Origin of the sequence: Pseudomonas sp. (assembly GCF_049300855.1) — a bacterium.
Classification (GTDB): Bacteria; Pseudomonadota; Gammaproteobacteria; order Pseudomonadales; family Pseudomonadaceae; genus Aquipseudomonas.
Window position 1 is genome coordinate 1 of sequence record NZ_JBAQKH010000007.1, and the last position, 16,448, is coordinate 16,448.

At 58.6% G+C, this 16,448-nt stretch carries 13 protein-coding genes and 1 pseudogene; 11 read left to right on the forward strand and 3 right to left on the reverse strand.

From position 1 onward, the window contains the following. Window positions 1–326: 326 nt before the first annotated feature. On the reverse strand, window positions 327–2,597 hold the full coding sequence (gene clpA, locus WA225_RS01745; protein WP_016987404.1) for an ATP-dependent Clp protease ATP-binding subunit ClpA: 2,271 nt from the start codon (window positions 2,595–2,597) through the stop codon (window positions 327–329). Window positions 2,598–2,627: 30 nt separating this feature from the next. Continuing rightward, a complete protein-coding gene (clpS, locus tag WA225_RS01750; RefSeq protein ID WP_016987405.1) occupies window positions 2,628–3,011 on the reverse strand; it encodes an ATP-dependent Clp protease adapter ClpS in 384 nt (127 codons plus the stop codon). 224 nt (window positions 3,012–3,235) lie between these two features. On the opposite strand from clpS, the gene WA225_RS01755 reads away from it, so the two are divergent. Next, window positions 3,236–3,517: a cold shock domain-containing protein gene (locus WA225_RS01755; protein ID WP_422606637.1), complete on the forward strand. Its 282-nt coding sequence runs from the start codon at window positions 3,236–3,238 to the stop codon at window positions 3,515–3,517. Window positions 3,518–3,593: 76 nt separating this feature from the next. Here WA225_RS01755 and icd read toward each other — a convergent pair whose 3' ends face one another. Beyond that, on the reverse strand, window positions 3,594–4,850 hold the full coding sequence (gene icd, locus WA225_RS01760) for an NADP-dependent isocitrate dehydrogenase (protein ID WP_042559856.1): 1,257 nt from the start codon (window positions 4,848–4,850) through the stop codon (window positions 3,594–3,596). A 480-nt stretch (window positions 4,851–5,330) separates the two neighbouring features. Between icd and WA225_RS01765 the strand changes: the two genes are divergently transcribed. From WA225_RS01765 to aceA, 10 genes and pseudogenes are all read left to right on the forward strand, one after another. Further along, window positions 5,331–7,556, forward strand: coding sequence for an NADP-dependent isocitrate dehydrogenase (locus WA225_RS01765; RefSeq protein ID WP_422606638.1), 2,226 nt, complete (start codon window positions 5,331–5,333; stop codon window positions 7,554–7,556). A 71-nt stretch (window positions 7,557–7,627) separates the two neighbouring features. Next, window positions 7,628–7,717: pseudogene (locus tag WA225_RS01770) on the forward strand (metal ABC transporter ATP-binding protein); the annotation flags it as partial. A gap of 38 nt (window positions 7,718–7,755) precedes the next feature. Then, window positions 7,756–8,202, forward strand: a complete 447-nt coding sequence (locus WA225_RS01775) for an NUDIX hydrolase (RefSeq protein ID WP_422606639.1) — start codon at window positions 7,756–7,758, stop codon at window positions 8,200–8,202. 59 nt (window positions 8,203–8,261) lie between these two features. Further along, window positions 8,262–9,386, forward strand: a complete 1,125-nt coding sequence (gene mnmA, locus WA225_RS01780) for a tRNA 2-thiouridine(34) synthase MnmA (protein WP_422606640.1) — start codon at window positions 8,262–8,264, stop codon at window positions 9,384–9,386. Further along, a complete protein-coding gene (gene hflD, locus WA225_RS01785; protein ID WP_016987411.1) occupies window positions 9,383–10,006 on the forward strand; it encodes a high frequency lysogenization protein HflD in 624 nt (207 codons plus the stop codon). Before mnmA ends, hflD begins: the two co-directional genes overlap by 4 nt. Before the next feature lie 126 nt (window positions 10,007–10,132). Beyond that, window positions 10,133–11,503 (forward strand): adenylosuccinate lyase, encoded by a 1,371-nt coding sequence (gene purB, locus WA225_RS01790; RefSeq protein WP_422606641.1) that lies wholly within the window; start codon window positions 10,133–10,135, stop codon window positions 11,501–11,503. An 86-nt stretch (window positions 11,504–11,589) separates the two neighbouring features. Then, window positions 11,590–12,759, forward strand: a complete 1,170-nt coding sequence (locus WA225_RS01795) for a cupin domain-containing protein (protein WP_320337598.1) — start codon at window positions 11,590–11,592, stop codon at window positions 12,757–12,759. Beyond that, window positions 12,752–13,177, forward strand: a complete 426-nt coding sequence (locus WA225_RS01800) for a GNAT family N-acetyltransferase (RefSeq protein WP_034155132.1) — start codon at window positions 12,752–12,754, stop codon at window positions 13,175–13,177. Before WA225_RS01795 ends, WA225_RS01800 begins: the two co-directional genes overlap by 8 nt. 233 nt (window positions 13,178–13,410) lie before the next feature. Continuing rightward, window positions 13,411–14,172, forward strand: coding sequence for a secretin N-terminal domain-containing protein (locus WA225_RS01805; protein WP_422606642.1), 762 nt, complete (start codon window positions 13,411–13,413; stop codon window positions 14,170–14,172). A 474-nt stretch (window positions 14,173–14,646) separates the two neighbouring features. Beyond that, complete coding sequence (aceA, locus tag WA225_RS01810; protein ID WP_007920195.1) at window positions 14,647–15,972, forward strand: isocitrate lyase; 1,326 nt, start codon at window positions 14,647–14,649, stop codon at window positions 15,970–15,972. Window positions 15,973–16,448 lie beyond the last annotated feature (476 nt).

Sequence of the window (16,448 nt, forward strand, 5' to 3'; positions counted from 1 at the left end):
ACATCGGAAGGCTTCGTTGCGGGATTGATCCGGGCGTGGGAGCGCAGCGACCGTTTGGCGCAGCCAAACACAGCGAGAGGAGGTGCAGCGCAGCAAACCGTAGGCGCTGCGCCCGGATCGATCCCGCAGCGAAGGGACCCCGAGCCCCAGCGAGCGGGCCGCACGTAGGAGCAAGCGTTTTTGGTTACTTTTTAGGCGTTTGTAAAAAGTGACCCGCCGTAAGGGCGGAACCCCAAGCAGCCGTTACCGCAACAACGGATATACACCCAAAAACCCCAGACAACAAAAAGGCGCCCGAAGGCGCCTTCCCAATCAACATCAAACCGTCAGGCCATCTCAGCCGTAGTCTCGAAGTCAAACGTCAACTCACCATCCTTGATGTCGATGTGCACCACACCGCCATGCTCGGCCAGCTCGCCAAACAGAATCTCCTCCGCCAACGGACGCTTGATCTTGTCCTGGATCAGACGTGCCATCGGACGCGCGCCCATCGCCGAGTCATAACCACCGGCCGCCAGCCAACTACGCGCGGCATCAGTGACCTCAAGCAGCACACGCTTGTCTTCCAGCTGCGCCTGAAGCTCGGTAAGGAACTTGTCCACCACACTTTTGATGACCTCATGACTGAGGCGACCAAACTGGATAATGGTGTCCAGACGGTTACGGAACTCCGGCGTGAAGCTCTTCTTGATCACTTCCATCGCATCAGACGAGTGGTCCTGATGGGTGAAACCGATCGAAGCACGCGCCGCTGTTTCGGCACCAGCGTTGGTGGTCATGATCACAATCACGTTGCGGAAATCCGCCTTGCGCCCGTTGTTGTCGGTCAGCGTACCGTGGTCCATCACCTGCAACAGCAGGTTGAAGACTTCCGGATGCGCCTTCTCGATTTCATCGAGGAGCAATACGCAGTGCGGCTGTTTGGTGATCGCTTCGGTCAACAGACCGCCCTGATCGAAACCGACATAGCCCGGAGGCGCACCGATCAGACGCGATACGGTATGACGCTCCATGTACTCGGACATGTCGAAGCGAACCAGCTCGATCCCCAACGCCTTGGCCAGTTGCCGCGCAGCCTCGGTTTTACCAACACCGGTCGGGCCTGCGAACAGGAACGAACCGACTGGCTTGTCAGGCGACTTGAGCCCGGCACGGGACAACTTGATCGCGGTCGACAGCGAATCGATCGCCGCGTCCTGACCAAACACCGTCAGCTTCAGGTCACGCTCAAGGTTACGCAGCAGTTCCTTGTCGGAGCTGGTGACGTGCTTCGGCGGAATCCGCGCGATTTTCGCGACGATGTCTTCGACCTGTGGCACTTCAATGCGCTTAACACGTTTTTCGACCGGTTGCAGACGCTGGTAGGCGCCCGCCTCGTCGATCACGTCGATGGCCTTGTCCGGCATGTGCCGGTCATTGATGTAGCGCGAGGCCAGTTCAGCAGCGGCGCGTAACGACTCATCGCTGTATTCGATGTTGTGGTGCTGCTCGAAACGCCCTTTCAGGCCGCGCAGGATGCCGATGGTGTCTTCCACCGACGGTTCGACGACATCGACCTTCTGGAAGCGACGCGCCAGGGCACGGTCCTTCTCGAAGATGCCGCGGAATTCCTGGAACGTGGTCGAACCGATGCAGCGAATGTCGCCAGACGACAGCAGCGGTTTGAGCAGATTCGAAGCGTCCATGACCCCGCCCGACGCAGCACCGGCACCAATGATGGTGTGGATCTCGTCGATGAACAGGATCGCCTGCGGACGTTTTTTCAGTTCATTGAGCAGCGCCTTGAAGCGCTTCTCGAAATCACCGCGATACTTGGTGCCCGCGAGCAGAGCACCGAGGTCAAGCGAGTAAACAACGCTGTTGGCCAGCAGGTCCGGCACCTGGTTGTCGACAATGCGCTTGGCCAGACCTTCGGCAATCGCGGTTTTACCCACGCCTGCTTCACCGACCAGCAGCGGATTGTTTTTGCGCCGACGCGCCAGAATCTGCGCGACACGCTCGACTTCCGATTCGCGGCCGACCAGCGGATCTATTCGACCCTGACGCGCGAGTTCGTTGAGGTTGCTGGCATAAGCATCCAGAGGATTGCCTGAAGAAGAAGACTCACCGCCCTCGTCGTCCTGCATATCTTGTTCACCTTCAGAGTGATCGCCATGCCCCGGCACTTTGGAAATGCCGTGAGCGATGTAGTTGACGACATCGATGCGCGCAACGCTCTGCTGTTTCAGCAGGAACACTGCCTGACTCTCTTGCTCACTGAAGATGGCAACCAGCACGTTGGCGCCGGTTACTTCGCGTTTGCCCGAGCTCTGTACGTGGAAAACAGCACGTTGCAGTACACGCTGGAAGCCCAGGGTTGGCTGGGTTTCACGATCTTCGTCATGAACTGGGATCAATGGCGTGGTGGAGTCGATGAACTCCTGCAGGTCATGCTTGAGTTTGTCGAGGTTTGCGCCGCAGGCGCGCAAAACGGTGGCGGCAGCCTCATTGTCCAATAGGGCCAGCAAAAGGTGTTCGACGGTCATGAATTCATGACGTTTCGAACGAGCCTCCTTGAAGGCTAGATTGAGGGTGACTTCGAGCTCGCGGTTTAACATAGCTTCACCTCATACCCAAGTGGTCGGCGATTAACCGTCCTTCTCGATTTCACAGAGTAGCGGATGCTGGCTTTCCCTGGCGTACTGGTTGACCTGCATGGCCTTTGTCTCGGCGATGTCGCGGGTAAACACTCCACATACTGCCCGTCCTTCTGTGTGGACGGCCAGCATGACCTTGGTCGCCAGCTCGCGATTCAGGTTAAAAAACACCTCGAGCACTTCGACGACGAAATCCATCGGTGTGTAGTCATCATTAAACAAAACCACCTTGTACATCGGCGGCGCCTGTAACGCAGGCTTTGCTTCCTGAACAGCAACGCCTGCCGAATCGTCGTCGTGCTCCTCTGGAAGATCCTTTTGGAGAAGCGGGCGATCCTGATTGAATGTTAGTCGAATCTGGCTGATTGCATGCATGGAAAGAAAGGTTCGTCAGTTGTGCAAATACAGTGGTGGGGGCGGTTGTCCACGTTTTCAACTCCGACTGCCCGGTCACCTTGACTATCGGGAAAACGGTGTTACAACCAATAGAGCCCACAGTGGGTAAAAAAGATCCGCGGAGTCAATTCTTTTAACGGATTAGATTGCGGATGAATTGGATGATACTCCAGCGATGGAGTCTGTTGCAGAGGGATTTGAGCATGGCTGTCGGCAAGGTGAAATGGTTCAACAATGCCAAGGGATTCGGCTTTATCAATACCGACGCCCGTGAAGGCCGCGATGAGGATGGCAAAGAGATTGATTTCTTTGCGCACTACTCCGCCATTGAGATGGAAGGGTACAAAACCCTGAAAGCGGGTCAGGCAGTGAAATTCGAGATCGTGCAAGGCCCCAAAGGCCTTCACGCAGTGAATATCTGCTCGGCAGACGTGGCCAAAGAAGCGCTCCCGGCTGCCACTCACGAAGAAAAAGTGACCAACTGACGCCACTGAATTTTCAGCCATAAAAAAACCGCCTGACTCAACTCATCGAGTCAGGCGGTTTTTATGTGCCCGCGATTTACATATGCGAAATCAGCGCATCGCCGAAGCCCGAAGACGAAACCAGTTTGGCCCCGTCCATCAGACGTTCGAAGTCATAGGTCACAGTCTTGGCCGAAATAGCGCCGTTGGTGCCCTTGATGATCAGATCCGCGGCTTCAGTCCAGCCCATGTGACGCAGCATCATCTCGGCAGAGAGAATCAGCGAGCCCGGGTTGACCTGATCCTTGCCGGCATACTTCGGCGCGGTACCGTGGGTCGCTTCGAACATCGCCACGGTGTCGGACAGGTTGGCGCCCGGCGCGATGCCGATACCGCCCACTTCTGCCGCCAGGGCATCGGAGAGATAGTCGCCGTTGAGGTTCAGGGTCGCGATCACATCGTATTCGGCCGGGCGCAGCAGGATCTGCTGGAGCATGGCGTCGGCGATGGCGTCTTTGACCACAACATTCTTGCCGGTTTTCGGGTTTTTGAACTGCATCCACGGGCCGCCGTCGAGCAGGGTCGCGCCGAATTCTTCGGCGGCCACTTCATAGGCCCACTCTTTGAAGGCACCTTCGGTGAACTTCATGATGTTGCCTTTGTGCACGATGGTCAGCGAATCGCGGTCGTTATCCACTACATATTGCAGGGCCTTGCGTGCCAGACGCTTGGTGCCTTCCAGCGAAACCGGCTTGACGCCGATGCCGCAGTTTTCGTCGAAACGGATCTTGGTGACGCCCATTTCTTCTTTAAGGAATTTGATGACCTTGGTGGCTTCCGGCGAACCGGCCTTCCACTCGATACCGGCATAGATGTCTTCGGAGTTCTCGCGGAAGATGGTCATGTCGACGTCGCCGGGCTTTTTCACCGGGCTTGGCACGCCTTCGAACCAGCGCACCGGGCGCAGGCAGACGTACAGATCGAGTTGCTGACGCAGGGCCACGTTCAGCGAACGGATCCCGCCACCGACTGGCGTGGTCAGCGGGCCTTTGATGGAAACCACGTAATCCTTGACTGCATCGAGGGTTTCCTGAGGCAGCCAGGTGTCCTGATCGTAAACCTGGGTGGCTTTTTCCCCGGCGTAGACTTCCATCCAGGAAATCTTGCGCTTACCGCCGTATGCCTTTTGAACTGCAGCATCGACAACCTTGATCATCACCGGACTGATGTCGACACCAATGCCGTCACCTTCGATGAAGGGGATGATCGGGTTATCAGGAACATTGAGAGAATGGTCTGCATTGACGGAGATTTTGTCGCCGACGGCTGGAACCTGAATCTTCTTGTAACCCATGCTGAACTCCATTGTTTGGATTGAACATCTGGCTTGGTTCGAGCGTAACCCAGTTAAATCAACACGCAAACCCTCAGTTCCCGGCATTCGCACAACTCGTTTCGTACAAGCCTGAAAGCAAAGGGAAAAGCGCCAAACTCAAGCATTCGCGACGACTCTACGCGCCACCCTGCCCTGCGACCTTTAGACCAATGGACGAGAATCGTTGCATATGAACCATCGGCAGATTGCCAGCTACCTATGTATAATGCCGCCCGCTGACCACAGGGTCACGACGGTTGGCCTCTCTAGAACGAGACTTTCCGCCTTATAGCCGGACTGTTACCGCAGCCCGACTGCTTGACGCTCTACTGATGCACCCAACATCACCGCGAAGAATCTCGACATTCGGTTCATGGATGACTTTGAACGAACGCGCTTACCCGGCGCCCCTCGAGTTTCTGCGCACGCTTTAGCAAAGAAGAGAGAGTTAATCCGAATATGCCCACCCGCTCGAAGATCATCTATACCTTCACCGACGAAGCTCCAGCCCTCGCCACCTATTCCCTGCTGCCGATCATCGAGGCTTACACCGCCTCGGCCGATATCGCCGTGGAAACCCGCGATATCTCTCTTGCAGCGCGCATTCTGGCCAGCTTCCCCGAGCAACTGGGCGACAAAGCCGTAGCCGACCACCTCGCCGAACTGGGCGACCTGGCCGTTACGCCTGAAGCCAACATCATCAAGCTGCCGAACATCAGCGCTTCGGTGCCACAGCTGCAAGCCGCGATCAAAGAGCTGCAAGCTCAGGGTTACAACCTGCCGGACTACCCGGAAACCGTGACCAGCGACGCCGACAAAGACGCCAAGGCGCGTTACGACAAGGTCAAGGGCAGCGCCGTGAACCCGGTTCTGCGTGAAGGCAACTCTGACCGCCGCGCGCCGCTGTCGGTGAAGAACTACGCTCGCAAGCACCCGCACAAAATGGGCGCCTGGGCCAAAGACTCCAAGTCCCACGTCGCTCACATGAGCACCGGCGATTTCTACGGCAGCGAAAAGGCTGCCCTGATCGACGCCGCTGACGCCGTGAAGATCGAGCTGATCGCCAAGGACGGTACCGCTACCGTCCTGAAAGAAAAAACCACCGTTCAGGCCGGCGAGATCCTCGACTGCGCCGTGATGAGCAAAAACGCCCTGCGCGCATTCATCGCTGCTGAAATCGAAAGCGCCAAGGCTCAAGGCGTGCTGCTCTCGGTGCACCTGAAAGCAACCATGATGAAGGTCTCCGACCCGATCATGTTCGGCCAGATCGTTGCCGAGTTCTATAAAGACGCGCTGACCAAGCACGCTGCCGTGCTGGCCGAGATCGGCTTCAACCTGAACAACGGCATCGGCGATCTGTACGCACGCATCAAGGCCCTGCCGGCCGAGCAGCAAGCGCAGATCGAAGCCGACATGGCTGCGGTCTACGCTGCTCGTCCATCGCTGGCGATGGTCAACTCCGACAAAGGCATCACCAACCTGCACGTGCCGAGCGACGTGATCGTCGACGCCTCGATGCCAGCGATGATCCGTGACTCCGGCAAGATGTGGGGCACTGACGGTCAGCTGCACGACACCAAGGCAGTAATCCCGGATCGTTGCTACGCAACCATCTACCAGGCTGTGATCGAAGATTGCAAAGCCAATGGCGCTTTCGATCCGACCACCATGGGCAGCGTGCCAAACGTTGGCCTGATGGCGAAGAAAGCCGAAGAGTACGGCTCGCACGACAAGACCTTCCAGATCAAGGCTGACGGCGTGGTTCGCGTCACCGACAGCAAGGGTACCCTGCTGATGGAACAGGCTGTTGAAGCCGGCGACATCTTCCGCATGTGCCAGACCAAAGACGCGCCGATCCAGGACTGGGTCAAACTGGCCGTCAACCGCGCTCGTGCAAGCGCAACCCCAGCGATTTTCTGGCTGGACCCGATGCGCGCTCACGATGGCGTAGTGATCGAGAAAGTTCAGGCTTACCTGAAGGATCACGACACGGCCGGTCTGGACATCCAGATCATGGCGCCGGTCGACGCAATGAAATTCACCCTGCAGCGCACCCGCGAAGGCAAGGACACCATTTCGGTGACTGGCAACGTACTGCGCGACTACCTGACCGACCTGTTCCCGATCATGGAACTGGGCACCAGCGCCAAGATGCTGTCGATCGTGCCGCTGATGAACGGCGGTGGCCTGTTCGAAACCGGCGCCGGCGGTTCGGCACCCAAGCACGTGCAGCAACTGGTTGAAGAGAACTTCCTGCGCTGGGATTCGCTGGGCGAGTTCCTCGCACTGGCAGCGTCCCTTGAGCATCTGGGTGTGAACTACAACAACCCGAAAGCACTGGTGCTGTCGAAAACTCTGGATCAGGCAACTGGCCAGTTCCTCGACAATAACAAGTCGCCATCACGCAAAGTCGGCAATATCGACAACCGTGGCAGCCACTTCTACCTGGCGATGTACTGGGCTCAGGCCCTGGCCGCCCAGACTGAAGACGCTGCACTGCAAGCGCAGTTCGCGACGCTGGCCAAGACTCTGACCGAGAACGAGGCGACCATCGTTTCCGAGCTCAACGCCGTTCAGGGCAAGCCAGTCGACATCGGCGGTTACTACCACGCCAATGCCGAGCTGATCAGCAAGGCCATGCGCCCAAGCGCAACCCTCAACGCGGCGATTGCTGCGCTGGTTTAAGGTTGTAAAGGGAACATCACAAACCCCGGCCTTGTGCCGGGGTTTGTGTTTCCAGAGTTCACACTTCCCCTGTGGGAGCGAGCTTGCTCGCGAAGGCGGCGAGCCAGTCAATGAAAATGTTGAATGATAAACCGCATTCGCGAGCAAGCTCGCTCCCACAATGGGAATGGGTTTCAACCAATAGATTGAGGAAGGTTTTATGGAATGGCTCCCCCACATCACCGTCGCCACCATCGTCGAGGACAACGGTCGCTTCCTGATGGTCGAAGAGCACAAGGCCGGGCGTAACGTGCTCAACCAGCCCGCCGGCCATCTCGATCCGGACGAAACCCTGATCGACGCCGCCATCCGCGAAACCCTTGAAGAAACCGGTTGGGACGTCGAGCCCACCGGCGTCATCGGCATTTACCTCTACACCGCCCCAAGCAACGGCGTGACCTACCAGCGCGTATGCTTCAGCGCCAAAGCCGTCGAACACCACCCGGATTATCAGCTCGACGACGGCATCGTCGGCGCCAAGTGGCTGACCCGTGACGAATTAATGACTCAACGCGACAACTGGCGCAGTGAGCTGATCATCCGCTGCATCGACGATTATCTGGCCGGTCATCACTTCAGCCTCGAACTGATCCGCCCTTCTCTTTAGCCTTGAGGCCGCGAGCCTGCTAGAATCGCGTCCTTTTTCAAGACACTCATTGAATCCCTATGCGTGATCCAGCCCCTTCTGACACATCCAAGAAGCGCGTCATTGTCGGCATGTCCGGCGGCGTGGACTCTTCCGTTTCCGCTCTCCTGCTGATCGAGCAGGGTTATGAAGTGGAAGGCCTGTTCATGAAGAACTGGGAAGAAGACGACGGAACGGAATACTGCACCGCCATGGACGACCTGGCGGATGCCCAGGCTGTCTGCGACAAGATCGGCATCAAACTGCACACCGCCAACTTCGCTGCGGAATACTGGGACAACGTGTTCGAGCATTTCCTCGCCGAATACAAGGCCGGTCGCACGCCGAACCCGGACATCCTCTGCAACCGCGAGATCAAGTTCAAGGCGTTCCTCGACTACGCCATGATGCTCGGTGCCGACCTGATCGCCACCGGTCACTACGTGCGCCGCCGCGATATCGATGGCCGCACCGAACTGCTCAAAGGCCTCGATCCGAACAAGGATCAGAGCTACTTCCTGCACGCCGTTGGCGGTGAACAGATCGCCAAGACGCTGTTCCCGGTCGGCGAACTGGAAAAGCCGGAAGTGCGCGCAATTGCCGAGAAATACGAGCTGGCCACCGCCAAGAAGAAGGATTCCACCGGGATCTGCTTCATCGGCGAGCGTCGTTTCAGCGATTTCCTCAAGCAATACCTGCCGGCACAACCGGGCGAGATCAAAACCACCGAAGGCGAAGTCATCGGCCGTCACCACGGCTTGATGTACCACACCATCGGTCAGCGTCAGGGCCTTGGCATCGGTGGTTTGAAAGACGCCGGCGATGAGCCGTGGTACGTGCTGCGCAAGGATCTCGACACCAACGAGCTGATCGTCGGCCAGGGCAATAACCATCCGTGGTTGTTCTCCGGCGCCCTGCTCGCTTCGGAAATCTATTGGGTCAATCCGATCGACCTGAGCCAGCCGGTGCGCCTGACCGCGAAAGTGCGTTATCGCCAGAGCGATCAAGCCTGCACCCTGGAACAAACCGCCAGCGGCTACCGCGCGGTGTTCGACGAACCGCAACGCGCAGTGACGCCGGGCCAGTCCGTGGTGTTTTACGACGGGGAAATCTGCCTCGGTGGCGGCGTGATCGAAATCGCCGAGCCGTGGAGCGGCCAGGCATGAGCCCGACTCAGGAGCAACTGACGGCGCTCGGCGGTGTGTTTCTCGCGGCCGTTTTGGTCGACCGGATCGCCAAGACCGGCCAGACCAGTGAAGCCGGCCTGAGCTGCATGCTCGGCAGCCTGCTGGTGCGCGATCCGAAGGACACGCTGGATGTGTACGGCGGCGACGACATCAATCTGCGCGAAGGTTACCGCGCGCTGATTGGCGCCCTTGAACGCGACCCGAGCACCCTGCAACGCGAGCCGCTGCGTTATGCCCTGTCGATGCTCGGCCTGGAGCGTCAACTGGCCAAGCGCAACGACATGCTCGACATCATCGGCAAGCGCTTGCCGCAGATCCAGTCGCAGGTCGAGCATTTCGGCCCGGCCCACGAAAACGTGGTCGCGGCTTGCGGCGCGCTGTATCAGGACACCCTGAGCACGCTGCGCCAACGCATTCAGGTGCACGGCGACATGCGCAACCTGCAGCAACCGAGCAACGCCTCGAAGATCCGCGCCCTGCTGCTTGCCGGCATTCGCTCGGCGCGCCTGTGGCGGCAGCTCGGCGGCCATCGCTGGCAGTTGGTGATCAGCCGGCGCAAGCTGCTCAAAGAGCTGTATCCGTTGATGCGCAGCGAGTAAACGCTGCGCAATAAAAGCTTTGTAGTCTGTAACGCGTAATACGCCGGTCAGTTGGCAACGGACCGGCGGATTTTTTCATGTATGATACGCGCCCCATTTCGTTGCCCGACTGTCCGAGAACACCCCATGCAGCTTTCTTCGCTCACTGCGGTTTCCCCTGTTGACGGCCGCTACGCCGGCAAAACCCAGGCCCTGCGCCCGATTTTCAGCGAGTACGGCCTGATCCGTGCCCGTGTTCTGGTTGAAGTGCGCTGGCTCCAGCGCCTGGCCGCCCACGCTGGTGTCCCTGAAGTGCCAGCCTTCTCCGCCGAGGCCAACGCCGTTCTCAATGAACTGGCTGAAAACTTCTCGCTGGAGCACGCCGAGCGCGTCAAAGAGATCGAGCGCACCACCAACCACGACGTCAAAGCGATTGAATACCTGCTCAAAGAGCAGGCGGCCAAGCTGCCGGAACTGGCCAAGGTCAGCGAGTTCATCCACTTTGCCTGCACCAGCGAAGACATCAACAACCTGTCCCACGCTCTGATGCTGCGCGAAGGCCGTGACGACGTGATGCTGCCGCTGATGCGCCAGACCGCCGATGCCATCCGCGAACTGGCCATCCGCTTCGCTGACGTGCCGATGCTGTCGCGCACCCACGGTCAACCGGCTTCGCCAACCACTCTGGGTAAAGAGCTGGCGAACGTGGTTTACCGTCTCGAGCGTCAGATCGCTCAGGTCGCTGCCGTACCGCTGCTGGGCAAGATCAACGGCGCTGTCGGCAACTACAACGCGCACCTGTCGGCCTACCCGCAGATCGACTGGGAAGCCAACGCCCGCGCCTTCATCGAAGACGAGCTGGGCCTGGGCTTCAACCCGTACACCACGCAGATCGAACCGCACGACTACATCGCCGAACTGTTCGACGCGATCGCGCGCTTCAACACCATCCTGATCGACTTCGACCGTGACATCTGGGGCTACATTTCCCTGGGTTACTTCAAGCAGCGCACCATCGCTGGCGAAATCGGTTCGTCGACCATGCCGCACAAGGTCAACCCGATCGACTTCGAAAACTCCGAAGGCAATCTGGGCATCGCCAACGCGCTGTTCCAGCACCTGGCGAGCAAACTGCCAATTTCCCGCTGGCAGCGCGACCTGACCGACTCCACCGTACTGCGCAACCTCGGTGTCGGCTTCGCCCACAGCGTGATCGCTTACGAAGCCAGCCTCAAAGGCATCAGCAAGCTCGAGCTGAACGCTCAGAAGATCGCTGCCGACCTCGACGCTTGCTGGGAAGTATTGGCTGAGCCGATCCAGACCGTGATGCGCCGTTACAATATCGAGAACCCGTACGAGAAGTTGAAAGAACTGACCCGCGGCAAGGGCATCAGCCCTGAAGCGTTGCAGACTTTCATCGACGGTCTGGACATGCCTGCGCAAGCGAAAGCCGAGCTCAAGCAACTGACCCCGGCCAACTACATCGGCAACGCTGTAGCGCAAGCCAAACGCATCTGATCGACCGCTTGATCCGTTTGAGACGCCCGGCCGCGCCGGGCGTTTTTATTCCCGTCTGAAAAGTGCTTTTTTTCAATAGGTTACATATGAATTCCGATATTCCTCTTCAACTTCTAGGCGGCCTCACTGCACGCGAATTCCTGCGCGACTACTGGCAGAAAAAGCCACTGCTGATCCGTCAGGCGATTCCTGACTTCGAAAGCCCGATCGACGCCGACGAACTGGCCGGCCTGGCCCTGGAAGAAGAAGTCGAATCGCGCCTGGTCATCGAGCACGGCGAGCGCCCATGGGAACTGCGTCGCGGCCCGTTCGCTGAAGACGAATTCAGCAAATTGCCGGAAAAAGAGTGGACCCTGCTGGTGCAAGCGGTCGACCAGTTCGTCCCGGAAGTCAGCGAGCTGCTGGAAAACTTCCGCTTCCTGCCGAGCTGGCGCGTCGACGATGTGATGATCAGCTTCGCCGCCCCGGGTGGCAGCGTCGGTCCACACTTCGACAACTACGACGTGTTCCTGCTGCAAGGCCACGGCAAGCGCAACTGGAAAATCGGCCAGATGTGCGATTCCGAGAGCCCGCTGCTGCAACACGCGGACCTGCGCATCCTCGCCGAATTCCACGAGACCGAAGAATGGGTTCTGGAACCGGGCGATATGCTCTACCTGCCGCCGCGTCTGGCTCACTGCGGTGTCGCGGTCGACAACTGCATGACCTACTCGGTCGGCTTCCGTGCGCCGAGCGCTTCCGAAGTACTGACCCACTTCACCGACTTCCTCAGCCAGTTCCTGACTGACGAAGAGCGTTACACCGACGCCGACGCGCAACCGGCAGCCGATCCGCACCAGATTCAACACGATGCACTGGATCGCCTGAAAGCCCTGCTCGCCGAGCACATGAGCGACGAGCGTCTGCTGCTGACCTGGTTCGGCCAGTACATGACCGAACCGCGCTACCCGGAACTGGTGGCCGGCCCGGAAGAAATCGAAGAAGAAGACTTCCTCGCCGCCCTGCAGGATGGCGCCATCCTGATCCGCAACCCGAGCGCGCGTCTGGCCTGGTCGGAAGTCGATGACGACCTGCTGCTGTTCGCCAGCGGCCAGAGCCGTTATCTGCCGGGCAAGCTGCGCGAACTGCTGAAGCTGATCTGCGCCGCTGACGCCCTGCACACCGACAACCTCGGTGAGTGGCTGAACGACGAAGACGCTTGCAGCCTGCTGTGCCAACTGGTCAAGCAAGGGAGCCTGGGGTTCGCCGATGAATAAGATTCGCGTACGTGTCGCAGACTGGCAGAAGGACATCGCCGAGATCCGGCGCATTCGTGAAACGGTGTTCATCGCCGAACAATCGGTGCCACCTGAGCTGGAATGGGACGCGGACGACGCGACCGCCGTGCATTTTCTGGCGTTTGAAGGCGACTTTCCGATTGGCACTGCGCGCTTGCTGCCTGATGGGCACATCGGCCGGGTTTCGGTGCTGAAAGACTGGCGCGGGATGAAGGTGGGTGATGCGCTGATGCAAGCGGTGATTGCTGAAGCCGAAGAACGTGGCTTGAAGCAGCAAATGCTCAGCGCTCAGGTGCAGGCCACGGCGTTCTATGAGCGCTTGGGTTTCAGCCTGGTCAGCGAGGAATTCCTCGAAGCCGGGATTCCGCATGTCGACATGGTTCGGCATTCGGCCTGAGCTCTGCCCTGATCGTTCCCACGCTCTGCGTGGGAATGCCTCTCGGGACGCTCCGCGTCCCTTGCGGCATGTGACGCAGAGCGTCACTGGCTGCATTCCCACGCAGAGCGTGGGAACGATCACGCCCCGACATCACCCGATGCCGGGGCGTTTTGCTGTCTACGATTCAACTTGCCCCACCCAAGGCCGACAAACTGGCAATATCAAGCCTTTCGAAAGCGGAGATAACGGACATGTCCCTACGCACCCTGCTCACCACCCTGCTGCTCGGCTGCAGTTTTTCGGTGATGGCAGCCACAGAAATCGTGCCTCTCAATTACCGCACCAGCACCGACATGCTACCGATGGCGCAAGACTTCCTCGGCAAGGACGGTCAGGTCAGCGCCTATGGCAACCAATTGATCATCAAGGCCGAGCCGGACAAGATTCAGGAACTCAAGGCGCTGATCACCCAACTCGACACGGCGCCGAAACGCCTGCTGATTACCGTCGACACCAATGAAAACAATGGCCGTGGCGACGAAGGTTATTCGGTCAACGGCGCCCAACCGAACCAGACCCGCATCATCAGCCGCAGCACCGCCAGCCGTGACGGCGGCGTGCAGCAAGTGCAGGCCACCGATGGCATGCCGGCGCTGATTCAAGTCGGGCAGAGCGTGCCGATCACCAGCAGCCAGAGCAATTCCTACGGCGACTACAGCAGCCAGACCCAATATCGCAACGTCACTCAAGGGTTCTACGTCACCGCCAGCGTCACCGGTGAAATCGTTCACCTGGCGATCAGTACCAACCGTGACCGCATGAGCCAGGAACGTCCCGATGTAGTGAACGTGCAAAGTACCGACACAACTGTCAGCGGACGCTTGGGTGAGTGGATCACCCTCGCCGGCGTCAATCGTCAGACACAGGCCGACAAACAGGGCCTGACCCGCAGCTACTCGACTCAAGGCCGGGATGACATGACCTTGCGAGTGAAAGTCGACGCCCTGGACTAAAGCACCGAAAACTGACTGATTAGTCGTATTAGACGAAAGATGTAGTGCCTGAAAAAAAGCACTACAAAACGTTTGACGAGGCAAAAAAGCGAAGGCATGATGGCCTCGCTCCCGCTAATCAGAGGCCCTGGCAAGGGCCTTCGAAGCGATGTTCGCACCTACCCCGCGAACCGCTTCGTGTCTGTACCGCCCACAAGGTGTGTTTGACGAGGTTGCCGACTGGAACGAAGTTGTCCCGAGGGACGGAAGCGTATTTAGGTAACCCGGCATCACACTGTAGACCGTATAGAGGCCCACGACGCCCGCATGCGCCCACAGTCCGCCACTACCTGCTCACTTCCCCTCGAGCCCATCGTTCATCCCGTCGCCTACCCCGCCGAATCCGACTTGACCACCTAAGCTTCTGGTCAGCGAGCGCAGGAATTTTCCACCGCAGAACAACTTTTCATAAAAGACGCGACGAGGTTTATCTCCATGGCACTGACACGCGAACAGCAAATTGCAGCCCTCGAAAAAGACTGGGCTGAAAACCCGCGCTGGAAAGGCGTGACACGCACTTACTCCGCTGCTGACGTTGTCCGTCTGCGTGGCTCGGTTCAACCTGAGCACACCTTTGCAAAAATGGGCGCCGACAAGCTGTGGAACCTGGTGACCCAGGGTGCCAAGCCGTCCTTCCGTCCTGAGAAAGATTTCGTCAACTGCATGGGCGCCCTGACCGGCGGCCAGGCTGTTCAACAGGTCAAAGCCGGTATCCAGGCGATCTACCTGTCGGGCTGGCAAGTGGCTGCGGACAACAACTCCGCAGAATCCATGTACCCGGACCAGTCGCTGTACCCGGTGGACTCGGTGCCAACCGTGGTCAAGCGCATCAACAACTCGTTCCGTCGTGCTGACCAGATCCAGTGGAAAGCCGGCAAGAACCCGGGCGACGATGGCTACATCGACTACTTCGCGCCAATCGTGGCTGACGCTGAAGCCGGTTTCGGCGGCGTACTCAACGCCTACGAACTGATGAAGAGCATGATCGAAGCAGGCGCCGCCGGCGTTCACTTCGAAGACCAACTGGCTTCCGTGAAAAAATGCGGTCACATGGGCGGCAAAGTACTGGTTCCAACTCAGGAAGCCGTACAGAAGCTGACCGCTGCGCGTCTGGCTGCTGACGTTGCCGGTACCCCGACCATCATTCTGGCCCGTACCGACGCCAACGCCGCTGACCTGCTGACCTCCGATTGCGACCCGTACGACCAACCGTTCGTGACTGGCGAGCGCACTCAGGAAGGTTTCTACAAGGTCCGTGCCGGTCTGGATCAAGCCATCGCTCGTGGTCTGGCTTACGCGCCCTACGCCGACCTGATCTGGTGCGAAACCGCCAAGCCGGATCTGGACGAGGCTCGTCGCTTCGCCGAAGCGATCAAAAAGGAATACCCGGACCAACTGCTGTCGTACAACTGCTCGCCTTCCTTCAACTGGAAGAAAAACCTCGACGACGCGACCATCGCCAAGTTCCAGCGCGAACTGTCCGCCATGGGTTACAAGCACCAGTTCATCACCCTGGCCGGCATTCACAACATGTGGCACAGCATGTTCAACCTGGCGCACGACTACGCCCGCAACGACATGACTGCCTACGTGAAGCTGCAAGAGCAGGAATTCGCTGACGCCGCCAAGGGTTACACCTTCGTGGCTCACCAGCAGGAAGTGGGCACCGGCTACTTCGACGACATGACCACCGTGATCCAGGGTGGCTCGTCTTCGGTGACCGCGCTGACCGGTTCGACCGAAGAAGAACAGTTCCACTGATTCGGCTTCGCTGAGCAAACGGCCTCTGCGGATCGTATAGAAAGTTAACCGCAGAGCCGCAAAACTGACGCCCCGACTGGTTCGGGGCGTTTTTTTTGCCCGAGACAATCTCCCAGACGCCACAACCCCCCTGTGGGAGCGAGCTTGCTCGCGAAGGCGTCATGTCAGTCACTATCCCTGTCGAATGATGAACCGCATTCGCGAGCAAGCTCGCTCCCACAGGGTCGGGGGTGATCGCGAATCAAAACATTGATCCAGCGCGGTACAACCGTCAGAAAAATCCGCTAAAACGGGCGCCGTCGCTACTTGCAGTAACGCGCAAGTAAGACAACTTCCCAACTGACATCCCGTTAAACAGTTAAAAAACCCCTGCAAACGATATTAATTATCATTTAGCCACAACTATGTTCGTTACATTCCCTACAAAACATTATTTGCATAAACCCGCCTAATGCCCGCAACGCATGGGCTGCAGG

What these genes read in the sequence shown, in the direction of transcription:
- clpA (WP_016987404.1), bottom strand. Translation starts at nt 2,597, where the DNA reads ATGTTAAACCGCGAGCTCGAAGTCACCCTCAATCTAGCCTTCAAGGAG.
- WA225_RS01765 (WP_422606638.1), top strand. Translation starts at nt 5,331, where the DNA reads ATGCCCACCCGCTCGAAGATCATCTATACCTTCACCGACGAAGCTCCA.
- mnmA (WP_422606640.1), top strand. Translation starts at nt 8,262, where the DNA reads ATGCGTGATCCAGCCCCTTCTGACACATCCAAGAAGCGCGTCATTGTC.
- icd (WP_042559856.1), bottom strand. Translation starts at nt 4,850, where the DNA reads ATGGGTTACAAGAAGATTCAGGTTCCAGCCGTCGGCGACAAAATCTCC.
- aceA (WP_007920195.1), top strand. Translation starts at nt 14,647, where the DNA reads ATGGCACTGACACGCGAACAGCAAATTGCAGCCCTCGAAAAAGACTGG.
- hflD (WP_016987411.1), top strand. Translation starts at nt 9,383, where the DNA reads ATGAGCCCGACTCAGGAGCAACTGACGGCGCTCGGCGGTGTGTTTCTC.
- purB (WP_422606641.1), top strand. Translation starts at nt 10,133, where the DNA reads ATGCAGCTTTCTTCGCTCACTGCGGTTTCCCCTGTTGACGGCCGCTAC.
- WA225_RS01805 (WP_422606642.1), top strand. Translation starts at nt 13,411, where the DNA reads ATGTCCCTACGCACCCTGCTCACCACCCTGCTGCTCGGCTGCAGTTTT.
- WA225_RS01795 (WP_320337598.1), top strand. Translation starts at nt 11,590, where the DNA reads ATGAATTCCGATATTCCTCTTCAACTTCTAGGCGGCCTCACTGCACGC.
- clpS (WP_016987405.1), bottom strand. Translation starts at nt 3,011, where the DNA reads ATGCATGCAATCAGCCAGATTCGACTAACATTCAATCAGGATCGCCCG.
- WA225_RS01755 (WP_422606637.1), top strand. Translation starts at nt 3,236, where the DNA reads ATGGCTGTCGGCAAGGTGAAATGGTTCAACAATGCCAAGGGATTCGGC.
- WA225_RS01775 (WP_422606639.1), top strand. Translation starts at nt 7,756, where the DNA reads ATGGAATGGCTCCCCCACATCACCGTCGCCACCATCGTCGAGGACAAC.
- WA225_RS01800 (WP_034155132.1), top strand. Translation starts at nt 12,752, where the DNA reads ATGAATAAGATTCGCGTACGTGTCGCAGACTGGCAGAAGGACATCGCC.